We start from the raw sequence: 22986 nt of genomic DNA on the forward strand, positions 1-22986 counted from the left end.
GAAGCGTATTTCTGCGGGGGCTTTTTTGCGAGTCTAGCGGGCTACGCGCAGGCCGTGTTCAACACCGCGCGAGAAGACGACCTGCCAGAGCTGAATATCGCGGGCGCGGAAGGCACCGGCGCAGGCATTCAGATAATAGGTAAACATGCGTTTGAAACGGTCTGAATAGTTATCGGCAATATCCGGCCAACTGGCAAGAAAACGCTCGTACCAGGCCATCAAAGTAGTGTCGTAATCGGCGCCAAAGTTATGCCAATCTTCCATCACAAAATGCTTCTCGCTGGCATCGGCAATATGGCGTACCGACGGCAGGCAACCGTTAGGGAAGATATATTTATTAATCCACGGGTCGACGTTGTGATCGGTAATTTTTGAGCCGATGGTGTGCAGCAGAAAACGACCGTTTGGTTTTAAATTACGATCGACAACTTCAAAATAAGTGGCGTAATTTTTAGGCCCCACGTGCTCGAACATCCCGACGGAGACGATACGGTCAAAACTCTCATGGAGATCGCGATAGTCCTGCAGCAGAATATTGACATCTAATCCTGCACAGCGCTCCTGCGCCATTTTTTGTTGTTCGGCCGAAATGGTCACGCCCGTCACGCTGACGTTATAGTTTTTGGCCATGTAATAGGCCAGTCCGCCCCAACCGCAACCGATATCCAGCACTTTCATTCCCGGCTCAAGCTGCAGTTTGCGACAAATAAGATCTAATTTATCCTGCTGCGCCTGCTCCAGATTTTCGGCCTCTTTCCAGTATCCGCAGGAATATTGCATATAGGGATCGAGCATGCGGTGGAAAAGGTCGTTGCCTAAATCGTAGTGTTCTTTACCCACAATCCAGGCGCGTTTTTTACTTTGCAGATTGAACAGGCGAGCGCCAGCGATACGTAGCGTATCTTTGAAATGGTGGGGGAGTTGCTTATCCAGCCCGGCGCGCAATACCTTGTGAAAGAATATATCCAGGCGTTCGCATTCCCACCAGCCGTCCATATAGCTTTCGCCTAATCCGAGAGACCCTTCCTGTAACACACGTTTAAAAAAGAGCGGGTTTTTTACCCGGATATCGGAGGGTGCGGAACCATTGATTTCAATTCCGGCACGGCCCAATAATTCAGCTGCAATCCGGTACCAATCATCGTTTGGTACACTTACTTCTTCTATACACGATGAACTCATAGCTTCTCCATCACGCCCAAGTGATCAGAACCTTAAAACAGCGTAGACGCTTTTTTGGCTTTGTGAGAAATCTCACGAAAAAATCGTGAGGGTGCTATCCGACGTAGAACAGAGGAAGGGAGATAACCCTTGCCGAAAGGCCTTCCATGGTGAAACGGGCTGCTTCCTGCCCCCGTTAATATCTAAAAAACTTTCTATTTATGTGATGCCGGATCCAGTATAGGCCGCTAAAAACCGCCTTTCAATAAAAATATATTAGCAGGCTAATGACTGGTCCGGGATTTCCTTTAAAAAATCATCAAGCGTGAGAGGATTCGTTCACTAACTGCACGCGTCGTTGCTGCATCCAGAAACCGATGCCTGCCAGGACGATGGAAATCAACATCACGCTGGTGGTGGTCAGAAGCGGAGTGGCGATAAGGCTTGATACCAGCAGGCTTGCCAGGAAGCACAGGCCAAGCTGCAGCGTATTCTGCAGGGCGGCGGCGCGGCCGGTCGCTTGTGGAAAAGGTTTCAGCGCCTGGGCGACGACGATAGGGTAAATGCCGCCATTTACAATCGCCATGATGCAAAACGGAATCATTAGCGCAACCAGCGACGGATGAGCCTGCATTCCGGCAAGCCAGGTCGCCGCCACGCTCAGCGCAAAAACAACCAGCAGCCAGGGCAGCATCTGATGACCCTGCCATTTTTGCAGCGCCGCGCGGCAGCCGTAACCGCCGATCAGGAAGGCGATAGTTTGCGGCACGTAGCTGAGACCAATCACCGTTGGGCCATAACCCATTTCATGAAGGATAAACGGCGAGCCGGTGAGCCAGGCGAAGAAGCTGGCGGAACACGCCGCATAAATGAGCACGTTACCGCTATATTCACGTGAACGCAGCAGGGCCATAAAGGTGAGTTTCTGCGGCGTTTCGCCAGCAGGTTTGACCACCGCCTTCAGACGAAAAGCCGGCAGCATCAACAGTAAGGTGATAGCGAACAGGGTGGCGAAAATAGCCTGCCATTCCAGATGAACTAACAGCCAGCTGCCGAGTAACGGCGCCAGCGCCGGAGAGAGCCCGACCAGCGGCATGATCGTCGCGAAAATGCGGTTGGTGCGCTGGGCTGGATAGTAGTCGGTCACCATCGCCTGCCAGGTCACCGCGGCGGCGCATACGCCAATCGCCTGGACAAAACGCAGTACCAGCATCAGCGTCGCGTCGCGTACCCACAGCATCCCAAGACAGCCAAGAGCGAAGATAGCCAGCCCGGCGAGCAGAATCGGTTTTCGGCCATAGCGGTCCGACAACGGCCCCCAGAATAGCTGGCCGAGCGCGAAGCCCGCGAGGAATAAGCTCAGGCTGGCGCTAACCGATGCGGCAGAGGTGTTGAGGTCTTGCTGAATGGCGGCAAAAGCCGGTAGATACATGTCGGTGGCCAGAAAGCCAAGCACGCTCAGGCCGCCCAGCCACACTAAAAATCCTTTCCCAGGTTGTTGCATAACGTTCTCTTTCTACTGATGCAGGTACGATGCCGCAGAGTGTAGGGAGTGTAATCCGCCTTGTGAAACGCTATTATTTGTCACATGCATTCAAAAATTTTGCAGGCAGAATATGTGGTCTGAATATTCCTTAGAAGTGGTTGATGCTGTAGCGCGTAACGGAAGTTTCAGCGCCGCGGCGCAGGAGCTACACCGCGTTCCTTCGGCGGTGAGCTATACGGTGCGACAACTGGAGGAGTGGCTGGCGGTTCCGCTTTTTGAACGTCGCCATCGTGATGTTGAATTGACCCCTGCCGGGCACTGGTTTTTGCAGGAAGGGCGTTCTGTTATCAAAAAAATGCAGATCACCCGCCAGCAGTGCCAGCAGATTGCTAACGGCTGGCGTGGCCAGTTGTCCATTGCGGTGGACGATATCGTTAAACCCGCGCGTATGCGCCAGATGATCGTTGATTTTTATCGCCATTTTAGCGATGTCGAACTGATCGTTTTTCAGGAAGTTTTCAACGGCGTCTGGGATGCGTTAGCCGATGGGCGGGTAGAATTAGCTATCGGCGCGACGCGTTCGATTCCGGTGGGCGGGCGTTACGCTTTCCGCGATATGGGGATGCTGAACTGGCACTGTGTCGTTGCCAGTAGCCATCCGCTGGCGCAGATGGATGGGCCGCTCAGCGATGATGTGTTGCGCAACTGGCCGTCCCTGGTGCGCGAAGATACCTCGCGCTCGTTGCCGAAGCGCACAACCTGGCTGCTGGATAACCAGAAGCGGGTGGTGGTGCCGGACTGGGAATCTTCAGCCACCTGTCTTTCTGCGGGATTATGCGTCGGGATGGTGCCCGGCCATTTCGCCCGCCCGCATATCGATAGCGGGGAGTGGACGGCCTTGACGTTGGAAAACCCATTCCCGGATGCTGCCTGCTGCCTGACCTGGCAACAGAGCGATGCTTCACCCGCTTTAAGCTGGCTGCTTGACTATCTTGGCGACAGCGAAACGTTGAATCGGGAGTGGCTGCGGGCGCCGGAATAACCGGCGCCGGAGGAGGGCGTTAGCGGCGATAATCGACGAACGGGCCGTCGGCTACCGAGCGGCGCTCGATAAGACGTGGATGCACCTCGATGGACTGCGACTCTTCACGTTTATTAACGATACGATCGAGCAGCATATTGAATGCCGCTTCCCCGAGCGAGTCCTTCGGCTGGTGAATGGTGGTCAGCGCCGGGCTGAAGTAGCGGGCGTTACGCACGTTATCATACCCGATCAGCGAAATGTCCTGCGGCACGCGCAGGCCCATTTCGTCGGCGGCGCAGATAGCGCCCATCGCCATGATGTCGCCGCCGCAGAACACGGCGGTTGGGCGATGCTGCTGATTAAGGATCTGCTGCATGGCGCGGTAGCCGGATTCCGGTTCAAAGTCGCCCTGCACAATCCAGTTTTCCGGCACATTGATATGCGCTTCTTTCATTGCCTGCATGAAGCCTGCCAGGCGTCCGGCGCCGGTGTTGCGTTCAAGCGGGCCCGGAATAACGCCAATTTCGCGATGGCCGCGTTCAATCAGGTAACGGCCGGCGATATAGCCGCCTTCAAAGGCATTATCGATAACCGAGTCGGTAAAGTCCGCCTTGGCTTCGCCCCAGTCCATCACCACCATCGGAATATGACGATACTCTTCCAGCATGCTGAGTACGGACTCCGGGTACTCGGAACACATCACCAGCAGGCCGTCGACGCGCTTTTGCGCCATCATAGACAAGTAGGCGCGCTGTTTTTCCGGATCGTTCCAGGCGTTGCCCAGAATCAGGGTATAGCCTTTCTGGAAGCAGCTCTTTTCTACGGATTCGATAATTTCAGCGAAATAGGCCGCTTCGCTGCTGGTGGCCAGCAAACCGATCGATTTAGTGTGATTGACTTTCAGGCTGCGAGCCACGGCGCTTGGCGAATAGTGGAGTTCTTTAATTGCCGCCCACACCGCATTGCGCGTCTCTTCCGCCACGAAACGGGTTTTGTTAATCACATGTGATACAGTTGTAGTGGAAACGTTTGCGCGTTTCGCTACATCTTTAATAGTTGCCATTACTTCTCACTCCAGACCTTGACCTGATCGTCTGATTATCGATACGTAAACGTTTGCCTATACACACCCTGTATACAATGCTCAACATTGCAACACCTGGGAAAACGACACAGAACGACAGGAAGGGGTCAATGGCCGATACGCTTTCAAATTAGCGTGGGATTTTGTCCTATCTCGAAGCAAAGGGGAAGAGCAAAAATGTGCATCACTCTAAATCCGGGAAGATTTTTGCATATTTTTGTGCAAAAATGAGCAAGCTCACTTTCTATGTGGGGATAATCAGGGGAGAAAATTGATGGACACAAATTTAAAGTTTTCGCTGACAACGACGGTTATTGTTTTGGGTCTGATCGTCGCCGCCGCGTTGACCGCGGTACTGCACTGATTCCAGCAGGGAGGGGGCTTCCCCTCCCATCCCGCCATTATTAGCAAATCTGCAAAAATCTTTTGTCATTTCGTTTACTTCTGTTTTTCTGTGATTGATGTCATGCTTTTGGCTTCTGATGTAATGCCGAGTCCTGAATCGGCCTGATGGAGTCTCTGAATGAAAATCAACTTTCCCTTACTCGCGTTGGCGATCGGTGCCTTTGGTATCGGTACCACCGAGTTTTCCCCGATGGGACTACTGCCGGTTATCGCCAAAGGCGTAGATGTTTCTATTCCGGCCGCGGGGATGCTGATTAGCGCCTATGCCATTGGCGTGATGGTCGGCGCGCCGTTAATGACGTTACTGCTGTCGCATCGCGCTCGCCGCAATGCATTGATCTTCCTGATGGGGATCTTCACCCTCGGCAACGTTCTCTCTTCAATTGCGCCGGATTACACGACGCTACTGCTGTCGCGTATTATCACCAGCCTCAATCATGGCGCGTTCTTCGGCCTCGGCTCGGTCGTTGCCGCAAGCGTGGTGCCAAAACACAAACAGGCCAGTGCGGTCGCGACCATGTTTATGGGGCTGACCATTGCCAATATCGGCGGCGTACCGGCGGCTACCTGGCTTGGCGAAACCATCGGCTGGAGAATGTCTTTCCTCGCCACGGCGGGTCTGGGATTAATTGCGATGGTCAGCCTGTGGTTCTCCCTGCCGAAGGGTAGCGCCGGCGAGCGTCCGAACGTGAAGCGCGAGCTGTCGGTGTTGATGCGTCCTCAGGTACTCTCCGCGCTGTTGACCACCGTGCTGGGCGCCGGGGCGATGTTCACGCTGTATACCTACATTTCTCCGGTACTGCATACCATTACCAATGCTTCACCGCTGTTTGTTACCGCCATGCTGGTATTAATCGGCGTTGGTTTCTCACTTGGCAACTATCTGGGCGGTAAATTTGCCGACCGTTCAGTCTCCGGAACGTTGAAAGGGTTCCTGTTGTTACTGATTGCCATCATGTTGGCCATTCCGCTGCTGGCGCAATCGCAGTTGGGTGCTGCCGTCAGCATGGTCGTGTGGGGCGCGGCAACCTTCGCGGTGGTTCCGCCGCTGCAGATGCGCGTAATGCGCGTGGCGCACGAAGCGCCGGGTCTGTCATCGTCGGTGAATATTGGCGCTTTTAACCTCGGTAACGCGTTGGGTGCGGCGGCGGGCGGCGCGGTGATTTCCGGCGGTCTCGGTTATGCTTTTGTGCCGGTGATGGGGGCGATTATTGCCGGGCTGGCGTTGGCGGTAGTGCTGTTTGGCGGGCGTTCTCAACCAGAAGAAGCGTTAGCGAATCACTAAGTTGTACTAAGAAAAAACCGCAGCGGGGCAAGCCTGCTGCGGTTTTGTTTTATGCTGCCAGGTTGGCGGCAACAAATTTCCAGTTTACCAGCGCCCAGAAGTGTTCCAGATAATTAGGACGGGCATTGCGGTAGTCGATGTAGTAGGCGTGTTCCCAGACATCAACGGTCAGCAGCGGCGTCGCATCGGTAGTCAGCGGAGTGCCGGCGTTGCTGGTGGAGACGATAGCCAGGCTGCCGTCTGCGTTTTTAACAAGCCAGGTCCAGCCTGCGCCGAAGTTTTTCGCCGCGGCATCGGTGAATTTCGCTTTAAAATCAGCGAAGCTACCGAAAGATTTGCTAATCGCTGCGGCCAGTTCGCCTTCCGGCTCACCGCCGGCGTTCGGCGCCAGGCAGTTCCAGTAGAAAGTGTGGTTCCAGACCTGCGCTGCGTTATTGAAGACGCCACCTTCAGAAGAGCGAACGATCTCTTCCAGAGATTTGCCTTCAAAAGCGGTGCCTTTGATCAGGTTGTTGAGGTTGGTCACATAGGCCTGGTGATGCTTACCGTAATGGTATTCCAGGGTTTCTGCGGAAATGTGCGGCGCCAGGGCGTCTTTTGCATATGGTAATGCAGGTAATTCGAACGACATTGCTACTCTCCTTATAACTTTTTGTTTTTTCTCACATTAATTAGGTGAAAGTTCACCTGAATACAGTATTTACTGTGTAACGCTGTCGCGAGTGTTACATGTTATTGTGTTGAGAATGTTAACATTTGCTGAAGTCAGTTAAAAGACTTACAACAACAAAGGTTATTCATTGCTAACGCGACTGATTAAGCCTTCGCCAGTCTGGCGCATGACGAGCGATATGATTCGCAAAGTCCCCATCGACGCTCCTGCATACGACTAAAACGCTGCATATCCTCACCGCTTGTTATCTTTTTAAAATGCGATAAATCATTAGCTTGTTAGCATTATGCGTAATAGGAATGACTTTCATGCCCAATAATCATTGGGATCTATTTTAATTGTATGACAAATATAATTGTCTCTGCAGGCAACGGACCTCGGAGTAAGAAATCGTTATTGAACAAGCATAAAGCTCATAATTGATGGATGAAAAGAGATGGCGCACAAACATGAAATGGTCAGCGGACATATTATCCCGATCGTCATAGATATTATCGAATGGATCGAAGACAACATTTTTACCGCGCTCCCCGTTACCGCGATCTCGAGGAAATCGGGTTATTCGCACTGGTACTTTCAGCGCCAGTTTGCGCTGATTACCGGTTATACGCTGGGAACGTATGTTAGCCGACGCAAAATGACTATTGCCGCCGGTATTCTCAAACAGACGAAGGATTCGGCGTTGAGTATCTCATTGCTGCTCGGTTTTGAAGGCCAGGCGACATTCTGCCGTACTTTCCGTCGTCATTTTGGTATGTCGCCGACCAGTTATCGCCGCCACCCCGCGCAACTGGAGGAGCGAATGCAGTATCCGCTGAATCTGGAAGAGGGGGGGGATGTACAGAAGAGCGGTTTGCCGGCGCAGCGGCAAACCGAGGCCAGCGTCTCTTAACGAATGGTTTTTGGCGTCATTACGCGGCGCGCGCCGACGTAGTGGCGAACCCAATAATCTTCGCTTAAGGAGGTTATCTGAATATCACGACCGGTACGCGGCGACTGGATAAACTTACCGTTTCCAACGTAAACGCCTACGTGGTCGGCGGTGCCGCGTCCACGGGTACGGAAGAAGACCAGGTCGCCGCTTTGCAGTTCATCGCGGTCAACCGGGCGGGCATCGCGCAGGTGGTACATTTCGTTAGCGGTGCGCGGAATATGAATTTTTACCAGATCTTTATAGGCGTAATAAACCAGCCCGCTGCAGTCGAAACCGGTACGCGGTGAGGAGCCTCCCCAGCGATAAGGCTTGCCCAGCTGATCCATGAGTTTATTCATTGCGGTACTTTGCGCTTTTTGCACGCGGGCTTTGTGTGCGTCGGCAATCGTCAGATTCGGCTCGTCGACAACGGGCTTACAGCGTTTTTTGTAGCCTTTACGCACTACGCATTTGCTTTTCACGTTGTTCAACGCCAGCGTCGATGCTTCGCCGGATTTTACCGTTTTCGCACACTGTTTTTTATAACCTTTGCGCAACACGCATTTTTTGGTGGCGCCGGCGGCTTGACGATTAAGCGCGGTTTGGCTTGCTGCGGTAGTGCGGGTAGGGAGCTTAGAGCTGGAGGTTTTTTTACGGGTAGTTTTAGCGGTGGATTTGGATTTATTCTGTGCCGCTTTCTTCTTACGCTCGGCGGTGGAGCCTTTTGCCGGATGCGCCTTCGGCGTAGCCGAAGCGTGCGTATGCCCTGAAGCATGCGCCAATGGCGTAAGCGAGATAGATGTAAACAGTAATGCACAGAGCGATATCGCGATTTTATTGAGCCGCGCCACTGAGCAATCCCCTGATTAAATTACAGACATATACTAATGCCTGACGGTGAATGACAAACCGGAATGATTCTAAAGCATAAAAAGCCAGAAAGTTAATACTCTTTTGTATCTAAAATGTCGTTTGGTTAACGATTGCAAAAAAATAAGTCAGAGAATCGCCGCTGCGTACAAAAAATGCGCAACCCGCCCCGCACTGACGTCACAAAGTGATATTTTTAAGGCAACTTCAGACGACAGAAGATAAAATGTGGCGAGTGAAAAAAATGTTATTATCGGTCCTGCGTCCAGGACGCTACAATGACAAATTACTGCCGTAAAGATGTTTAAGGAAGCACGACAATGAGCACCACTTTAGAAACAATCCAACGTCAAATCGCTGAAAACCCGATCCTGCTGTATATGAAAGGTTCTCCGAAGCTGCCGAGCTGCGGTTTCTCCGCTCAGGCTGTACAGGCGCTTTCCGCTTGCGGCGAACGTTTTGCCTACGTAGACATCCTGCAGAATCCGGATATCCGCGCTGAATTACCGAAATACGCTAACTGGCCGACCTTCCCGCAGCTGTGGGTTGACGGCGAACTGGTTGGCGGTTGCGACATCATCATCGAAATGTATCAGCGCGGCGAACTGCAGCAGCTGATCAAAGAAACGGCAGCCAAGCACAGCGCTGACGAGCCGAAAGCAGAGTAATTCTTTGCAGCAAAGAAAAAGCGACTTCCCCGGAAGTCGCTTTTTTTATCGCTTATGCTTCAAGCGCAGGTAACGGCCAACCGCCAAGGCGCTTCCAGCGGTTGACGATTTCGCAGAATAGCTGGGCGGTTTGCTCGGTATCGTACAACGCAGAATGAGCCTTGCTGCCATCAAACTCCATTCCCGCGGCAATGCAGGCTTTAGACAATACCGTTTGCCCTAAGGCCAACCCGCTCAGCGCGGCGGTATCGAAGGTCACGAAAGGATGGAACGGGTTGCGTTTCAACCCGGCGCGCTCGGCGGCGGCCATCGTAAAGCTATGATCGAAAGTCGCATTATGCGCCACCATAATCGCGCGGCTACAATCGCTCTCTTTCATCCCTTTGCGGACCATTTTAAAAATGGCGTGCAGCGCATCGTATTCACTTATCGCGCCGCGCTCAGGATCGTTTGGGTTAATTCCATTGAAAGCCAGCGCTTCCGGCTGCAGGTTGGCCCCTTCGAAGGGAGCCACGTGAAAATGCAGCGTTTCGTCCGGCATCAGCCAGCCCTGCTCATCCATCTTCAACGTAATAGCGGCGATCTCCAGCAGGGCGTCGGTTTTGGCATTAAACCCGGCGGTCTCAACATCAATCACCACTGGGTAAAAACCGCGAAAACGGCCGCACAGACCATTAAGTTGAGCGTTCTCGGACATCAGATTCTCTTAGCTGGAAAAAAGTAGCGCGCATTATGGCAAATTTTGCCGCGGCTTGCAGCAGGTAGGGATAAAACATCGGGCGCGAACGCGCCCGAATTAGCTTAGTTGCCGAGACCTTTTCCGGCATCTTTCTCTTCGATCAGCTCAATTTTGTAGCCGTCCGGATCTTCAACAAAGGCGATAACCGTGCTGCCGCCTTTCACCGGGCCGGCCTCGCGAGTGACGTTGCCGCCGTTCTGGCGAATACGTTCGCAGGCTTCCGCCGCGTTGTCGACGCTCAGCGCAATATGGCCATAGGCGGTACCGAGCTCGTAGCTATCCACGCCCCAGTTATAGGTCAGTTCGATAACCGCGGTATCGCTCTCTTCGCCGTAGCCGACGAAAGCCAGCGAGTATTTATATTCAGGGTTTTCGCTGGTACGCAGCAGCTTCATGCCCAGCACGTTGGTATAAAACTCGATAGAACGTTGCAGGTCGCCAACGCGCAGCATGGTGTGAAGTAAGCGCATAATTTCCCCTATGCAGTTTGTTTTGATACATCAGAGTCTTGAGTATAGCGGCGTTGGTACGCCGCTATCAATGGAGGGATTACAGGGTTGGATAATCGGTATAACCTTCCGCGCCGCCGCCGTAGAAGCTTTCCGGGCGCTGCGGGTTCAGCGCCGCTTTCTTCTGCAGACGGGCCACCAGATCCGGGTTGGCGATGTAATCGCGGCCAAAGGCCACGGCATCGATCAGCCCTTTATTAATAAGGTCGTTGGCTTTCTCCACCGTATAGGCGCCAGCGCCGATAATCGCGCCAGGGAAACGATCGCGGACTTTCTGACGGAATTCGTCGCTATACGGCTGGCCGCCGGCCCAGTCTGGTTCGGACATGTGCAGATAAGCGATACCGCGTTTTGCCAGTTGCTCAATAAGATAGAGCGCATCGGCTTCTTCGTTCGGGCCGTTATCGACGTTCTGGAAACTACCGATTGGCGACACGCGGATACCGATACGGTCGGCGCTCCACTCTTTGCTGACGGCATCGACCACTTCGAGCACCAGGCGGGCGCGGTTCTCAACGCTGCCGCCGTACTGGTCGGTACGCTGGTTAGAAGAAGGCGACAGGAACTGGTGCAGCAGATAACCGTGCGCGGAGTGCAGCTCTACCAGATCGAATCCGACATCACGGGCATTGCCTACCGCCTGACGGAAATCATCAACGATGCCTGGTATTTCGTCCGTTTCCAGCGCGCGCGGCATTGACGTATCAACGCGAATCGCATGGCCGTTTTCATCACGCAGCGAAGTACGCGTGCCTGCGCTCAGTGCCGATGGCGCGACCGGCGCTGCGCCGCCCGGTTGCAGGCTGTTATGGGAAATCCGCCCGGTGTGCCACAGTTGCACGGCGATATGACCGTTTTCAGCATGAACGCCAGCGGTGATTTTTTGCCATGCGGCCATTTGCTCTGCGCTATGCAGGCCCGGCGCGCCGGCATAACCTTTCGCCTGGGCGGAAATTTGCGTCGCTTCGGTGATAATCAGGCCGGAGCTGGCGCGCTGACGATAGTACTCAGCCATCAGCGGAGTAGGGATGTCGCCAGGTTCGATGCTGCGCAGACGGGTCAGCGGAGCCATAAATACGCGGTTAGGTACGGTCACCGCACCGACTTTTAACGGGCTGAACAATTTAGATTCTGACATAATGACTCCTGAGTAGACCGGTCGTCTTGTAACTGGTTAAATAAAAACGCCTGTTAAACCGCAGGCGCTGCAATGATCTGTTTGGCGTGAGCAAGGGCGCTTTCCAGCGGCGTTGCGCTACGCGTAATTTTGGCCTGTAGATTGGCCCCCAACCACAACGAGTACAGCACCTGTGAAAGGGTGATAGCTTCCCCCTCAAACAGCAGGCTACCCTCCAGACGGCCTTTTTCCAGTGCTTCGCCCAATAGGGCGATAATCTGACTGGCGCCTTTATCCATGGCGGTACGCATATCTTCCGACAGGTCGCACACTTCCGCCGACAGCTTCACGGTTAAGCAGCCGCTGATAATGCCCTGTTGGCAAAACTGATTCAGCGTGTGCTGATAGTAGGCCAGCAGTCGGTCGCGGTAGTTGCCTTCGCCATGGTCGAAGTGGTCAACCAGGCGCTGCAGATAGCCGGTGTAGTGATGTTCAAGCAACGCGACGCCGAAGGCTTCTTTTGAGCGAAAGTAATGATAGAAAGAGCCTTTCGGCACTTCCGCCGTTTTCAGAAGTTCACTTAAGCCCATTCCGGTAAAACCACGATGCATGCATAGTTGTTCGCCGGTGACGAGGATGTGTTCTCGGGTATCGCATTCGCTGTGTCTGTTCATGCGGCACACTGTAGTAGACCGATTGGTCTAATGCAAGCAAAATGATCATTCTGCGAGGATAACAAACTAACAAAAGTTGCGCGCGAGCGGCAGAGCGTCTTCAATGAGAAGCAGAGAGAACAAACAGGAGATCGGTTGTGGCAGAGCAGCTTGAGTTTTTCCCGGTACAAAGTCCGTGTCGGGGAATATGTCAGTCCGATGAACGCGGGTATTGCCGTGGCTGTTTTCGTAGCCGTGATGAGCGCTTCAACTGGCAAAAACTGAGCGATGCGCAAAAACAAGAGGTTCTGCGCCTGTGCCGTCAGCGATTACTGCGTAAAATTCGAGCGGCTAAGCCGGAGCCGGCGGAAGAACCGCAGCAACCCTCACTGTTTTGAAGATAAATATGCGTATACTCAGAGCACTTTTTTGTCGAGGAAGCGTTTATGGTTCAGCGTATTGCTATGGCTCCGCAGGGGCCGGAATTTTCACGTTTTGTTATGGGTTACTGGCGGCTAATGGACTGGAATATGTCCGCCGAGGCGCTGGTCGGCTTTATTGAGCAGCACCTGGATCTGGGAATTACTACCGTCGACCACGCCGATATCTACGGCGATTATCAGTGTGAAGCCGCGTTTGGCGAAGCGCTTAAACGCGCCCCGCACCTGCGTAACCGTATGGAAATCGTCAGCAAATGCGGTATTGCGACCAAGGCGCGCGCGGAAAATACTATTGGCCACTATATTACTGACCGCGACCATATCATTCTCAGCGCCGAGCAATCCCTGCGTAATCTGGCGACCGATCATCTCGATTTACTGCTGATTCACCGCCCGGATCCGCTGATGGATGCCGATGAGGTCGCTGAGGCTTTCCTCGCGTTACATCATAGTGGGAAAGTGCGCCACTTTGGCGTATCTAACTTTACGCCGGCGCAGTTTACGCTATTACAATCACGCCTGCCTTTCACCCTGGCCACTAACCAGGTCGAGATCTCACCGGTACATCAGCCTCTATTGCTTGACGGTACCCTCGATCAGCTCCAGCAGTTGCGCATTCGCCCGATGGCCTGGTCCTGCCTCGGCGGCGGACGCCTGTTCAACGACGAGAGCTTCCAGCCGCTGCGCGACGAACTGGCGCAAATTGCCCAGGAGCTTAACGCCGAAAGCATCGAACAGGTAGTTTACGCGTGGGTGTTGCGCCTGCCGTCGAAACCGCTGCCGATTATTGGCTCGGGGAAAATCGAGCGCGTGCGCTCGGCGATTGTCGCGGAAAAACTGCATATGACGCGCCAGCAGTGGTTCCGCATTCGTAAAGCGGCGCTGGGTTACGACGTCCCATAAGCCAGATTACGCCTCCGGATGCCGCTGCCTGGTTTACACTTATCAGGGAAACAGCCAATCCGGAGGTGTTATGCAACGATGTTTACTCGCTATTTTCACTCTCGCATTTTGCGCTGGCGCTCAGGCCGCCAGTGAAGATGTCACCCTCAATCTTGTCACCAGCCAAAGCGTTGGCCAGGCCGTCGGCAGCGTTAAAATTACTGAAACCGACAGGGGACTCGAATTTGCTCCTGATTTACGCGCGTTACCGCCGGGTAAACACGGTTTTCATATTCATGCTGAAGGGAGCTGCCAGCCGGCGATAAAAGACGGTAAAGCGGTCGCCGCCGGCGCGGCGGGCGGGCATTTCGACCCGCAACATACCGGCAAACATGAAGGGCCATTAGGGGCGGGGCATCTCGGCGATCTCCCTCTGCTGGTGGTGAACGACGATGGCGTGGCTAATCAACCAGTTATTGCCCCGCGCCTGAAAACGCTCGCGGAAGTGAAGGGCAAAGCGCTGATGGTGCATGTCGGCGGCGATAATATGGCCGATAGCCCGCAGCCGCTGGGCGGCGGCGGCGAGCGTTTTGCCTGCGGGGTGATTAAGTAGCCCGTTCGGTAATGGTGCCGGCAATCGGCGCTTGTTCTAATTGCGATAGCGAGCAGTATAACCGCCAGATAATCGCCGCCAGCTCTTTAGCCGCCGGCTGATGATGGTGATTAAGGGTGTCGCAAATCCGCTGCAGTTCCAGCAACGTCGAGGCAAGTGGGCGTTGCTGGACGCCGCGTTCGCTCATGACGTCGCGTAGCAGGCTAATACACAAGTCGCGCACTTGTGAAAGCGGATCGGAGCGTGTCTCCCAATCACGTAGTTGCCACACGACATGCGAGCAGTTGAGCAGCACCACGCCCCAGCGCAGCAGCCAACGTCGCGCCAGCGCGTCCTGGCTGCTGCTTAACTGGCTAATGTGGTGATACACCAGTGACTCAAATTCGTGCTCGCTATGCTGCGGGCGGCGGCTCAGCTGATCGACGAAGTGACGCCGTAACGCACGAATATGGCGGCGGCTTTTCCGCGCATCCGAACCGGGACTGATAATCGCAAAGGCAAGCCATGCAAGACCGACGCCGATGATTTTGCTGAGATTATCATTAAGAAACGAGGCGAAGTCATAGACCGGAGGGTTGGTGACCGAAATAAACGATCCCATAAAGACGATTAACTGCCCCCATAGCCCTGCGAACTTCGGCATTTGAAGTTTTAATAATTGCATGGTGGTGAGCAGCGGGAACAGAAACAGTAAAAACTGCCACAGGTCGGTTATCTGCACCATTAAGCCAAACTTCACCACAAAGCTGAACAGCGACAACAGCACCAGGGTACGCATCAATAAGGTGAGCGATTTAAAAGGCGAAGGCGACACCGAGTACAGTACGCAGCTAATGGCGGCAAGGGTGAGCGCGGCGGCGCAGGCCTGCCATTGGGTGCTGATGCCCCAGGCACCCACGGCCACCAACGCGCAGAAGGTACGCAAGCCGTTCCATAACGCTTCCGCCTGATCGGTATGACGCGACAACGCAGGCGCCGAAGGGACGTTAAACTCGGTGATAGCGCTGGCATTCTCGATGCGGCGGATCCAGCGGCTGCTTTCGAGATAGATACGACAGAAATAGCGCAGCCGTTTCCAGAACGCCAGATGGCGATAGTCGGCGTTGGGGCCAGGAGCAAGCGGCACCAGTATCCGTGCCACGCTATAAGCAGTCGCGTGCGGGTTGGCGAGCTCGCTGAGTAGCGTTTCGAGCACCGCCCGCGTATTGCCTGGCGCATCCGGCCAGTTCAATAACATTCGCCGCAGGCTGGAGATGACGCTGGTCATTCGCAACTGCTGGTGTAGCAGATAATTCAGCAATGGATTTTGCCGTCTGAAACGGTAGTGGCTCCAGAAGGCCTGGATACGCAGCAGATTCATGGTCAGGATCTGGCCGATGACGCTTTCATGAGCGCTACGAATCGCATCGGTGGTTTCCGGCACCCACAGCAGGCTGGCATGCTCTAATAATCGGGAGTGCATATTCTTCAGTGCCGTCAGCAGCGTGACGCCATCCGAGGTACTGGGCAGGATCATCATCATGAACCCGCCGGACAATATCCCCACAATCACTTCACAGACACGCGACTGAGCGATAGTCCACAGTTCATTCGCGTCGGTAACATTAATAACCGGGAAGGCGATAATGGCGCAGGTATAGCCTGCCAGCTGAAAAGCGTAGGCGACGTTATTGGTAAACATCGCACAGGCCCAGGTACAGAGCGCAATCCAGGCTGAGATACTGAATAGGAATAGCCAGGGGTCATTAAGGGTATGGCCGGCCAGTAGCAGGGCGGCGCAGGCGCCGAGCAGGCTGCCTGCGATACGGCCAAAACTCTTACTGATAACGCCGCCGACGGTCGGGAAGCTGACTACCGCGGCCGAGGTCATCGCCCAGTAAGGCTCATCAAGGTCCAACGCATAGGCGATGCTGAGCGCCAGACACATGGCAATACCGTTGCGCAATGCGTAGCGCCATTGCGGGCGACTGGCCTTAAACCACGGCAGTGATTGCCAGCGCAGAGCCTGCAGCTTCATTATTGTCCGCCAATTGACACGGTACAGGTGGTACCTGAAACCAACGTGACATCCGCAGGGAGTTTATCGAACTCGATACGTACCGGTACGCGTTGCGCAAGGCGTACCCATGGAATGTTGGGTTTAATATTAGCGACCAGCGCCGAACCGCCTTCAACGCTCTGGTCAACGATGGCGCGGCCGATACTGGAGACGTGACCCTGTAACGTTTGTTTGCTGCTATAGAGAACGACCTGAGCGCTATCACCTTCGCGGATGTGACGCAGTTTGGTCTCTTCAAAATAACCCAGAACATAAAAAGAATGACTATCAACCAACGCAAATACCGGATGGCCGACGGAGGCGTAATCCCCGACTCGCGTTGACAAATTAGTGATCCAGCCATCAACCGGGGCTTTGACCACGGTTTGCGCCAGCTGCCACTGCGCATGCTCCAGCGCGGCTTGCGCTACGCCAACCACCGCTTTTGCCGCTTCATAAGTCGTATTGGCGGTATTCAGAGTGGTATTAACGGTTTCCATATCTTCAGCAGATATGAAGTTTTGCGAAAGACTGCGGCGACGAGCGACATCGCTGGCGGCTTTAGTCTGCTCGGCTTTGGCTTTAGCCAGTTCGGCTTTGGCTTTTGCCAGCTGCGCTTGTGCGTTTAATACCGAGATGCGATACGGCGTATCGTCAATACGGAACAAAACGTCGCCGGCTTTGACCAATTGGTTATCTTTAACATTCAACTGCAAAATACTGCCGGAAATCTGCGGGGTGATACCGACCTGTTCGGCGCGAATTTTGCCATCGCGCGTCCACGGAGACTGGGTGTAGTAGTTCCATACCAGCCAGGCGGCGATAATCGCAATGGCGGCAATAATTAAGGTTGAGAGATATTTTAGTTTCTTCATGAAATGAGCATCACAGGAGAGTCAGGAGAACCAGCGCCAGGCAAACGGCCAGCGCAAACAGGGAAAGGTCCATCAGCAGGGGATGCCAGATTTCGCCGGCATACATCCAGTCGCGTAGCTGACGATGAACGATTAACCAGATAAAGAAACCAAGCACGACGGCTTTAAATAACGGGGGAAAATAGATAGAAGCGCCGAACACCAGGTCCTGTAGCGACAATCCGGGAGTGTTAAGACTCAGTTTCACAAGCAAAAATCCTTTGCCGTTGCAGGGATAATGTTCTTGGTGATGAATTAGTTCACATTGTAAATCATTGTCTTGAATTTAGTGAATCAAGTAATTCATTTGTTTTGGTAATTTAAATGCTGCACACTATTCTAAAAGCAGTATAATAACTTAGCAAGCTAATTATAAGGAGATGAAATTGGAATCGCCACTTGGTTCTGATCTGGCACGTTTGGTACGCGTTTGGCGCGCGCTGATCGACCATCGCCTGAAACCTCTGGAGTTAACGCAGACGCACTGGGTCACGCTGCATAACATTCATCAGCTACCTCCTGAGCAGTCGCAAATCCAGCTGGCCAAGGCCATTGGTATCGAACAGCCCTCTTTGGTGCGCACGCTGGATCAACTGGAGGAGAAAGGGCTCATTTCTCGCCAGACTTGTGCAAACGATCGCCGGGCGAAACGTATTAAGTTAACGGAAAAGGCTGAACCGCTGATCAATGAAATGGAAGCGGTGATTGGCAAAACGCGTGATGAAATCCTTGCGGGTGTCTCAAAGCAGGAAGTCGAAACGCTACTCAACTTAATCCGTAAACTTGAAAACAATATCCTCGATCTTCAGGCAAAAGACTAGCCGGGAAAAGGGCTTTGCGTTCGCAAAGCCCTTTCTATTATTCCTGCCAGACCACCACGCGGTCGCGGCCACCGTTTTTCGCCGCGTACATAGCCGTATCCGCGCGCTTGACGCATTCCTCAGCCCCAATGCTTGAGCTTGTAACGGTGTAAACACCCATGCTAATGGTCATTCGTTCCGGCAGCGATGTCTGTCCGGCGCTGACCATCTGACGAATTCGCTCGGCTATCGCCAGCGCATCATCAGCGTGGGTATTTACCAGCAGCAGGGCGAACTCTTCGCCGCCGATGCGCGCGGCAATATCATCATGGCGCACGTGCGTCCGTAATACGTCGGCGGCAAACTGAATCACCTTGTCACCCTGAACATGACCGTAGTTGTCGTTGATACGCTTAAAGTGGTCGAGATCGCTGACGATAACCGACAGCGGTTGTGTTGCTGAAACTTGCGGCAGCAGACCGTTGAGCGTGTCGTAAAAGTAGCTGCGGTTGTACAGTCTGGTCAGCGGATCGCGGATAGAGTTCTGATATGAATTGATGTATTTGTTGTTAGAGTCGCGATAGAGAAGAAAAACGTCGCTTAACAGGACGAACAGCATAAATAAGGTACTTAAGGTTTCGAACAGGCGTGCCTGATTCCATGCGATGATATGTTGGCTATTTGTCGCTGTGAGTAATACGTTTAGCGTAAACAAATAGGCGGCGCAGAAAAATGCCCCGCTGTACCAGAATATATTTCTTAGCCGGGTGAGAGTAACCAATAATACCAATGTCACTACCCAGACTAAAAAAAGCAACCAGCCCATCCAGTTATGCCATAACGGAGTAAAAGTGCTGGTGAGATCGTCGATGAAATCGATGCTTAATAATGGACTGTTACTGGAGTGTAGCCACGACAAAATAAGAGTGATAGCACTAAAAAGAAAACACCCCGTCAGTACTATAGTATGTGCGCCGGACGCTTGATTAAGATACTGACGAAAACGGTATATAACAATAGCGGTGATGAACAACACCGCCATCAGGATATTACGGAATGAATAAAAGATCAGTGCGTCATTTTGTTTAACAATATATTCGCTGTTGTACAATAGCCAGCCGGGATAGCTGCTCAGGGTACCCAGCATCAGCAGGGCGGAGCTGGCAAAGGCGATGGCGATAGGCATTAGATACAGGCGGTTTTTATCACACCAATATTTCATGCTCATGAAACAGGCAATAGTAATATGAAAAATCATTAATATTATTGTCAACAAAGGAAAAAGTGGTGATGAAGTCGTAGGAATACGATTAACGACTGAATGAGATAGTAAATCAATCGTAATAATTGCCAGGCTGCAGGCAAAGATATAAGCAAATAAGCGGTGCGATAACCGGTTTAAATTCAGAGGCACAGGCAAACTCCCGCGATAAAAGGGCGGATAAAAACGACGCGCTGGTCGCTAAATGAAAAACATCTTCAGGCTAACGAATTAATCAACGGGAAATATTGCGCAAACGCAAGTTGCTGTGCAGAAACATCAATAATATTGATATATGTATGATGAATGTTTTGGTGATAAATAATGAATCTGGAGAATTAATGCGGCCAATTAAGGCCGCATTAGGGAGGCTTAACGCGGGGAAACCGTCACTTGACTACCGCTGCCGGCAATGGCTACGCGCTGGCCGACGGAGAACGGGGTGCTGCCCTGTTTCTGAACCACCATGATGGTATTACCGTCATCTTTGCGGATCTCCAGCTCAACGCCCTGCGTTTTGTTCATCGCGCCCTGTACGCCCTGACCGGCTACGCCGCCGGCAACCGCGCCTGCAGCAGTTGCAAGAGAACGACCGGTACCGCCGCCGATGGTATTACCAAGGAAGCCGCCGAGTACCGCGCCGCCAATCGCGCCGATAGCATTGCTGTCATCGCCGCTTTGGATCTGGACCGCACGGGTATGTACGATGGTACCGTAGGTCACGCTTTGCACCTGCTTGGCTTCTGATGCTGTGTAAACATCGCCGGATAGACCGCTGCTGCTGACGCAACCCGCCAGGGTTAAGCCAATCATCGAGACAGCCAAAACACGTAAAATCATTTATGAATCTCCTGTGTACCAAAATGTTCCAGTGAACTTCCATGTGGTCAATTATATGGCATTTAAGCGTTCGCTGGCATAGCTTCCTTATGGACTGTTTAAAAATAATAAGGTTCGCTTTAACGACGGATAAACGTAAGTACTTTACATAACAAATTGTCGCGGCAGAACTATTGTTAAAAAGTATTAGTGCGCCATAGCATTGCACGCTGCTTTATGATGCACTGATGGCACTGCAAAAGTCATGGAATGAGGGTAGGCGTATGAAATCAGGTCGTTTTATTGGCGTAATGTCTGGCACCAGCCTTGATGGCGTTGATGTTGTTCTGGCGGCAATAAATGAAAACATGGTGGCGCAGCAGGCGAGCCTCTCGTACCCCATCCCGGTCAATCTGAAAGAAGATATTTTAGCGATTTGCCAGGGGCAACAGCTGACCTTGTCGCAACTGGGGCGACTCGATACCCGTTTGGGACGGCTTTTTTCGGATGCAGTATTAGCGCTGATGCGCCAGCAAAATCTTCAGCCTGAGGATGTCGTCGCTATCGGTTGCCATGGCCAGACGGTGTGGCATGAACCGACCGGCGATGCGCCGCACACGATGCAAATAGGCGATAACAACCAGATCGCTGCACATACCGGCGTGACTGTGGTGGGGGATTTCCGCCGCCGCGATATGGCGCTTGGCGGCCAGGGCGCGCCACTGGTTCCGGCTTTCCACCAGGCGCTGCTGGCGCACCCGGTTGAAAGACGTATGGTGCTTAACATCGGCGGCATAGCCAACCTTTCCTTGCTGGTTCCAGGGCAGCCGGTACGCGGTTACGACACCGGACCGGGAAATATGTTGATGGACGCCTGGATTTGGCGCCAGTGCGGTAAACCCTACGATAAAGACGCGCAATGGGCCAGTGAAGGCAAAGTATTGCTACCGCTGCTGCAGGATATGCTAAGCGACCCGTGGTTTGCGTTACCCGCGCCGAAGAGCACCGGTCGCGAGTATTTCAATTATGGTTGGCTGGAAAAACATCTGGCGCGTTACGCTAATCTGCGAGGGCAGGATGTTCAGGCCACGCTGACTGAACTGACGGCGGTGACCATCAGTGAGCAGGTTTTGTTAAGCGGCGGCTGCGAGCGTTTGTTAGTTTGCGGCGGCGGGGCGCGGAATCCGCTGTTGATGGCGCGTCTGGCGGCGCTGCTGCCAGGAACGGAAGTCACGACCACCGATGATGCCGGTATCAGCGGTGACGATATGGAAGCGTTGGCTTTTGCGTGGCTGGCATGGCGTACGCTTGCCGGCCTGCCGGGTAATCTTCCTTCCGTCACCGGCGCCAGCGAAGCGACCATTCTTGGCGCCATTTATCCCGCGAATCGAGCGCAGAATCAGAGTTAACTGAAGTCGCTATTTTTTATTTACCGGTAAACTGGACGAAATTCCGGGAGGGCGGTTTGCCCTCCTGACCGGGAAAGTCGAAGGCATACTCATGAAAAAATTTCTTATTGCGGTAGTTCCTTTTATGCTGGCGGGGTGTAGCTATTACAACCAATTCGTTGAACGGATGCAGACCGACACCCTTGAATATCAGTGCGATCAAAAACCGCTGACCGTCCATCTGAACAACGCTCGTCAGCAGGTGAGCTTTATCTATGATAATCAGCAACTCAATCTGACCCAGGGGCTCTCGGCTTCCGGTTCTCGTTACACTGATGGCGTTTATGTCTTCTGGTCGAAGGGCGACAGCGCCACCGTGTATAAGCGCGACCGCGCCGTACTGGACAACTGCCAGTTACAAACCGCCAAACGTTGAGATTTCCGTAGCGGGGGCGCACAATAACGCCACCCTATGACAACGATCTCAATGGTTATGTCTGATAACGACGAATTGCAGCAAATCGCGCATCTGCGCCGTGAATATACCCGTGGCGGCCTTCGTCGCCACGATCTTCCCGCTGAACCCCTGACGTTATTTGAACGTTGGTTGCGTCAGGCCTGCGACGCTAAGCTCGCCGACCCGACGGCGATGGTAGTCGCGACCGTTGATGAAAACGGCCAGCCCTATCAACGCATCGTATTGTTAAAACACTATGATGAAAAAGGGCTGGTGTTTTATACCAACCTGGGCAGCCGTAAGGCGCACCAGATCGAAAAAAATCCCCATATCAGCCTGCTGTTTCCCTGGCATATGCTGGAGCGCCAGGTGATGGTAATAGGCCAGGCAGAACGTCTGTCGACGCTGGAAGTGGTTAAGTATTTCCACAGCCGACCGCGCGATAGCCAGATTGGCGCCTGGGTCTCCCAACAGTCCAGCCGTATCTCCGCTCGTGGGATCCTGGAAAGTAAATTCCTCGAGCTTAAACAGAAATTCCAGCAAGGCGAAGTCCCGTTGCCAAGTTTCTGGGGCGGTTTCCGCGTCAGTATTGAACAAATGGAGTTCTGGCAGGGCGGTGAACATCGTCTGCACGACCGCTTTTTATACCAGCGGCAAAATGATGGCTGGCAAATCGACCGTCTGGCGCCATAAAGGACGCAAAATGTTGTTTTAAGCGCTGGTGCTACGTGCTCCGGCGCTTTATTCTATGTACCTTTCGCGTCTGGCGAAAAGTCGTGTACCGGCA

Annotated in this window: 26 protein-coding genes; 12 read left to right on the forward strand and 14 right to left on the reverse strand. The window is 53.2% G+C overall.

The window, feature by feature from the left end; genetic code table 11:
• Positions 1 to 33: 33 nt before the first annotated feature.
• On the reverse strand, positions 34 to 1182 hold the full coding sequence (cfa, locus tag ABLV17_RS21450; protein WP_015705219.1) for a cyclopropane fatty acyl phospholipid synthase: 1149 nt from the start codon (positions 1180 to 1182) through the stop codon (positions 34 to 36).
• Between the two features lie 298 nt (positions 1183 to 1480).
• Positions 1481 to 2665 carry a purine nucleoside transporter PunC gene (punC, locus tag ABLV17_RS21455; RefSeq protein ID WP_308958302.1) on the reverse strand — a complete coding sequence of 395 codons (1185 nt, stop codon included), beginning with the start codon at positions 2663 to 2665 and terminating at the stop codon, positions 1481 to 1483.
• Between the two features lie 112 nt (positions 2666 to 2777).
• Between punC and punR the strand changes: the two genes are divergently transcribed.
• A complete protein-coding gene (gene punR / locus ABLV17_RS21460; RefSeq protein ID WP_087858468.1) occupies positions 2778 to 3689 on the forward strand; it encodes a DNA-binding transcriptional activator PunR in 912 nt (303 codons plus the stop codon).
• 19 nt (positions 3690 to 3708) lie between these two features.
• Here punR and purR read toward each other — a convergent pair whose 3' ends face one another.
• Entirely contained in the window at positions 3709 to 4734 is a 1026-nt protein-coding gene (gene purR, locus ABLV17_RS21465) for an HTH-type transcriptional repressor PurR (protein WP_015366884.1), read from the reverse strand.
• 295 nt (positions 4735 to 5029) lie between these two features.
• Here purR and ABLV17_RS21470 point away from each other — a divergent pair, with 295 nt between their 5' ends.
• Positions 5030 to 5119, forward strand: a complete 90-nt coding sequence (locus ABLV17_RS21470) for a YnhF family membrane protein (protein ID WP_032705726.1) — start codon at positions 5030 to 5032, stop codon at positions 5117 to 5119.
• Between the two features lie 159 nt (positions 5120 to 5278).
• Positions 5279 to 6445, forward strand: a complete 1167-nt coding sequence (locus tag ABLV17_RS21475; protein ID WP_087858469.1) for an MFS transporter — start codon at positions 5279 to 5281, stop codon at positions 6443 to 6445.
• Positions 6446 to 6494: 49 nt separating this feature from the next.
• Here ABLV17_RS21475 and sodB read toward each other — a convergent pair whose 3' ends face one another.
• The gene (sodB, locus tag ABLV17_RS21480) at positions 6495 to 7076 is read right to left on the reverse strand and encodes a superoxide dismutase [Fe] (protein WP_045373530.1); all 582 of its coding nucleotides are present in this window, start codon (positions 7074 to 7076) and stop codon (positions 6495 to 6497) included.
• A gap of 478 nt (positions 7077 to 7554) precedes the next feature.
• Between sodB and ABLV17_RS21485 the strand changes: the two genes are divergently transcribed.
• Complete coding sequence (locus ABLV17_RS21485; RefSeq protein WP_087858470.1) at positions 7555 to 8010, forward strand: helix-turn-helix domain-containing protein; 456 nt, start codon at positions 7555 to 7557, stop codon at positions 8008 to 8010.
• Here the strand turns inward: ABLV17_RS21485 and ABLV17_RS21490 are convergent.
• Positions 8007 to 8882, reverse strand: coding sequence for a C40 family peptidase (locus ABLV17_RS21490; RefSeq protein ID WP_087858471.1), 876 nt, complete (start codon positions 8880 to 8882; stop codon positions 8007 to 8009). The two genes, ABLV17_RS21485 and ABLV17_RS21490, sit on opposite strands and share 4 nt — an antisense overlap.
• A 339-nt stretch (positions 8883 to 9221) precedes the next feature.
• On the opposite strand from ABLV17_RS21490, the gene ABLV17_RS21495 reads away from it, so the two are divergent.
• On the forward strand, positions 9222 to 9569 hold the full coding sequence (locus tag ABLV17_RS21495) for a Grx4 family monothiol glutaredoxin (protein ID WP_045392486.1): 348 nt from the start codon (positions 9222 to 9224) through the stop codon (positions 9567 to 9569).
• Between the two features lie 52 nt (positions 9570 to 9621).
• On the opposite strand, the gene rnt is transcribed toward ABLV17_RS21495, so the two are convergent.
• The 4 genes from rnt to ABLV17_RS21515 form a co-directional block, all read right to left on the reverse strand.
• Positions 9622 to 10266 carry a ribonuclease T gene (gene rnt / locus ABLV17_RS21500; RefSeq protein WP_047040933.1) on the reverse strand — a complete coding sequence of 215 codons (645 nt, stop codon included), beginning with the start codon at positions 10264 to 10266 and terminating at the stop codon, positions 9622 to 9624.
• A gap of 104 nt (positions 10267 to 10370) precedes the next feature.
• The gene (gloA, locus tag ABLV17_RS21505; RefSeq protein WP_045373539.1) at positions 10371 to 10778 is read right to left on the reverse strand and encodes a lactoylglutathione lyase; all 408 of its coding nucleotides are present in this window, start codon (positions 10776 to 10778) and stop codon (positions 10371 to 10373) included.
• A gap of 79 nt (positions 10779 to 10857) precedes the next feature.
• Positions 10858 to 11955 carry an alkene reductase gene (locus ABLV17_RS21510; RefSeq protein ID WP_015366875.1) on the reverse strand — a complete coding sequence of 366 codons (1098 nt, stop codon included), beginning with the start codon at positions 11953 to 11955 and terminating at the stop codon, positions 10858 to 10860.
• Between the two features lie 53 nt (positions 11956 to 12008).
• Positions 12009 to 12608 (reverse strand): TetR/AcrR family transcriptional regulator, encoded by a 600-nt coding sequence (locus ABLV17_RS21515; protein ID WP_045392477.1) that lies wholly within the window; start codon positions 12606 to 12608, stop codon positions 12009 to 12011.
• A 137-nt stretch (positions 12609 to 12745) separates the two neighbouring features.
• Here ABLV17_RS21515 and ABLV17_RS21520 point away from each other — a divergent pair, with 137 nt between their 5' ends.
• From ABLV17_RS21520 to sodC, 3 genes are all read left to right on the forward strand, one after another.
• Positions 12746 to 12985, forward strand: a complete 240-nt coding sequence (locus tag ABLV17_RS21520; protein ID WP_087858472.1) for a DUF1289 domain-containing protein — start codon at positions 12746 to 12748, stop codon at positions 12983 to 12985.
• Between the two features lie 48 nt (positions 12986 to 13033).
• The gene (locus ABLV17_RS21525) at positions 13034 to 13930 is read left to right on the forward strand and encodes an aldo/keto reductase family oxidoreductase (RefSeq protein WP_213317650.1); all 897 of its coding nucleotides are present in this window, start codon (positions 13034 to 13036) and stop codon (positions 13928 to 13930) included.
• A 70-nt stretch (positions 13931 to 14000) separates the two neighbouring features.
• Positions 14001 to 14522 (forward strand): superoxide dismutase [Cu-Zn] SodC, encoded by a 522-nt coding sequence (gene sodC, locus ABLV17_RS21530; protein ID WP_113374668.1) that lies wholly within the window; start codon positions 14001 to 14003, stop codon positions 14520 to 14522.
• On the opposite strand, the gene ABLV17_RS21535 is transcribed toward sodC, so the two are convergent.
• The 3 genes from ABLV17_RS21535 to ABLV17_RS21545 are packed head-to-tail and all read right to left on the reverse strand — an operon-like array spanning position 14515 to position 17682.
• The gene (locus ABLV17_RS21535; protein ID WP_113374669.1) at positions 14515 to 16539 is read right to left on the reverse strand and encodes an FUSC family protein; all 2025 of its coding nucleotides are present in this window, start codon (positions 16537 to 16539) and stop codon (positions 14515 to 14517) included. The genes sodC and ABLV17_RS21535 overlap by 8 nt on opposite strands.
• Positions 16539 to 17435 (reverse strand): HlyD family secretion protein, encoded by an 897-nt coding sequence (locus ABLV17_RS21540; protein ID WP_087858476.1) that lies wholly within the window; start codon positions 17433 to 17435, stop codon positions 16539 to 16541. The genes ABLV17_RS21535 and ABLV17_RS21540 overlap by 1 nt, the downstream gene beginning before the upstream one ends.
• A 10-nt stretch (positions 17436 to 17445) precedes the next feature.
• On the reverse strand, positions 17446 to 17682 hold the full coding sequence (locus ABLV17_RS21545) for a DUF1656 domain-containing protein (protein WP_015366868.1): 237 nt from the start codon (positions 17680 to 17682) through the stop codon (positions 17446 to 17448).
• 172 nt (positions 17683 to 17854) lie between these two features.
• On the opposite strand from ABLV17_RS21545, the gene slyA reads away from it, so the two are divergent.
• Positions 17855 to 18295, forward strand: coding sequence for a transcriptional regulator SlyA (gene slyA / locus ABLV17_RS21550; RefSeq protein WP_087858477.1), 441 nt, complete (start codon positions 17855 to 17857; stop codon positions 18293 to 18295).
• A 37-nt stretch (positions 18296 to 18332) separates the two neighbouring features.
• Here slyA and ABLV17_RS21555 read toward each other — a convergent pair whose 3' ends face one another.
• Complete coding sequence (locus ABLV17_RS21555; protein WP_113374670.1) at positions 18333 to 19688, reverse strand: GGDEF domain-containing protein; 1356 nt, start codon at positions 19686 to 19688, stop codon at positions 18333 to 18335.
• A gap of 219 nt (positions 19689 to 19907) precedes the next feature.
• Complete coding sequence (slyB, locus tag ABLV17_RS21560) at positions 19908 to 20375, reverse strand: outer membrane lipoprotein SlyB (protein WP_045392464.1); 468 nt, start codon at positions 20373 to 20375, stop codon at positions 19908 to 19910.
• A gap of 263 nt (positions 20376 to 20638) precedes the next feature.
• Between slyB and anmK the strand changes: the two genes are divergently transcribed.
• The 3 genes from anmK to pdxH all read left to right on the forward strand — a co-directional run bounded on the left by anmK (position 20639) and on the right by pdxH (position 22892).
• Positions 20639 to 21763, forward strand: coding sequence for an anhydro-N-acetylmuramic acid kinase (anmK, locus tag ABLV17_RS21565; RefSeq protein ID WP_087858479.1), 1125 nt, complete (start codon positions 20639 to 20641; stop codon positions 21761 to 21763).
• A gap of 91 nt (positions 21764 to 21854) precedes the next feature.
• On the forward strand, positions 21855 to 22178 hold the full coding sequence (gene mliC / locus ABLV17_RS21570) for a C-type lysozyme inhibitor (RefSeq protein WP_087858480.1): 324 nt from the start codon (positions 21855 to 21857) through the stop codon (positions 22176 to 22178).
• A 57-nt stretch (positions 22179 to 22235) separates the two neighbouring features.
• The gene (gene pdxH, locus ABLV17_RS21575) at positions 22236 to 22892 is read left to right on the forward strand and encodes a pyridoxamine 5'-phosphate oxidase (RefSeq protein WP_032706215.1); all 657 of its coding nucleotides are present in this window, start codon (positions 22236 to 22238) and stop codon (positions 22890 to 22892) included.
• Positions 22893 to 22986: the final 94 nt, after the last annotated feature.

The organism is Klebsiella sp. CN_Kp091 (assembly GCF_040065095.1).
In the GTDB taxonomy this organism is placed as follows: domain Bacteria; phylum Pseudomonadota; class Gammaproteobacteria; order Enterobacterales; family Enterobacteriaceae; genus Klebsiella; species Klebsiella aerogenes.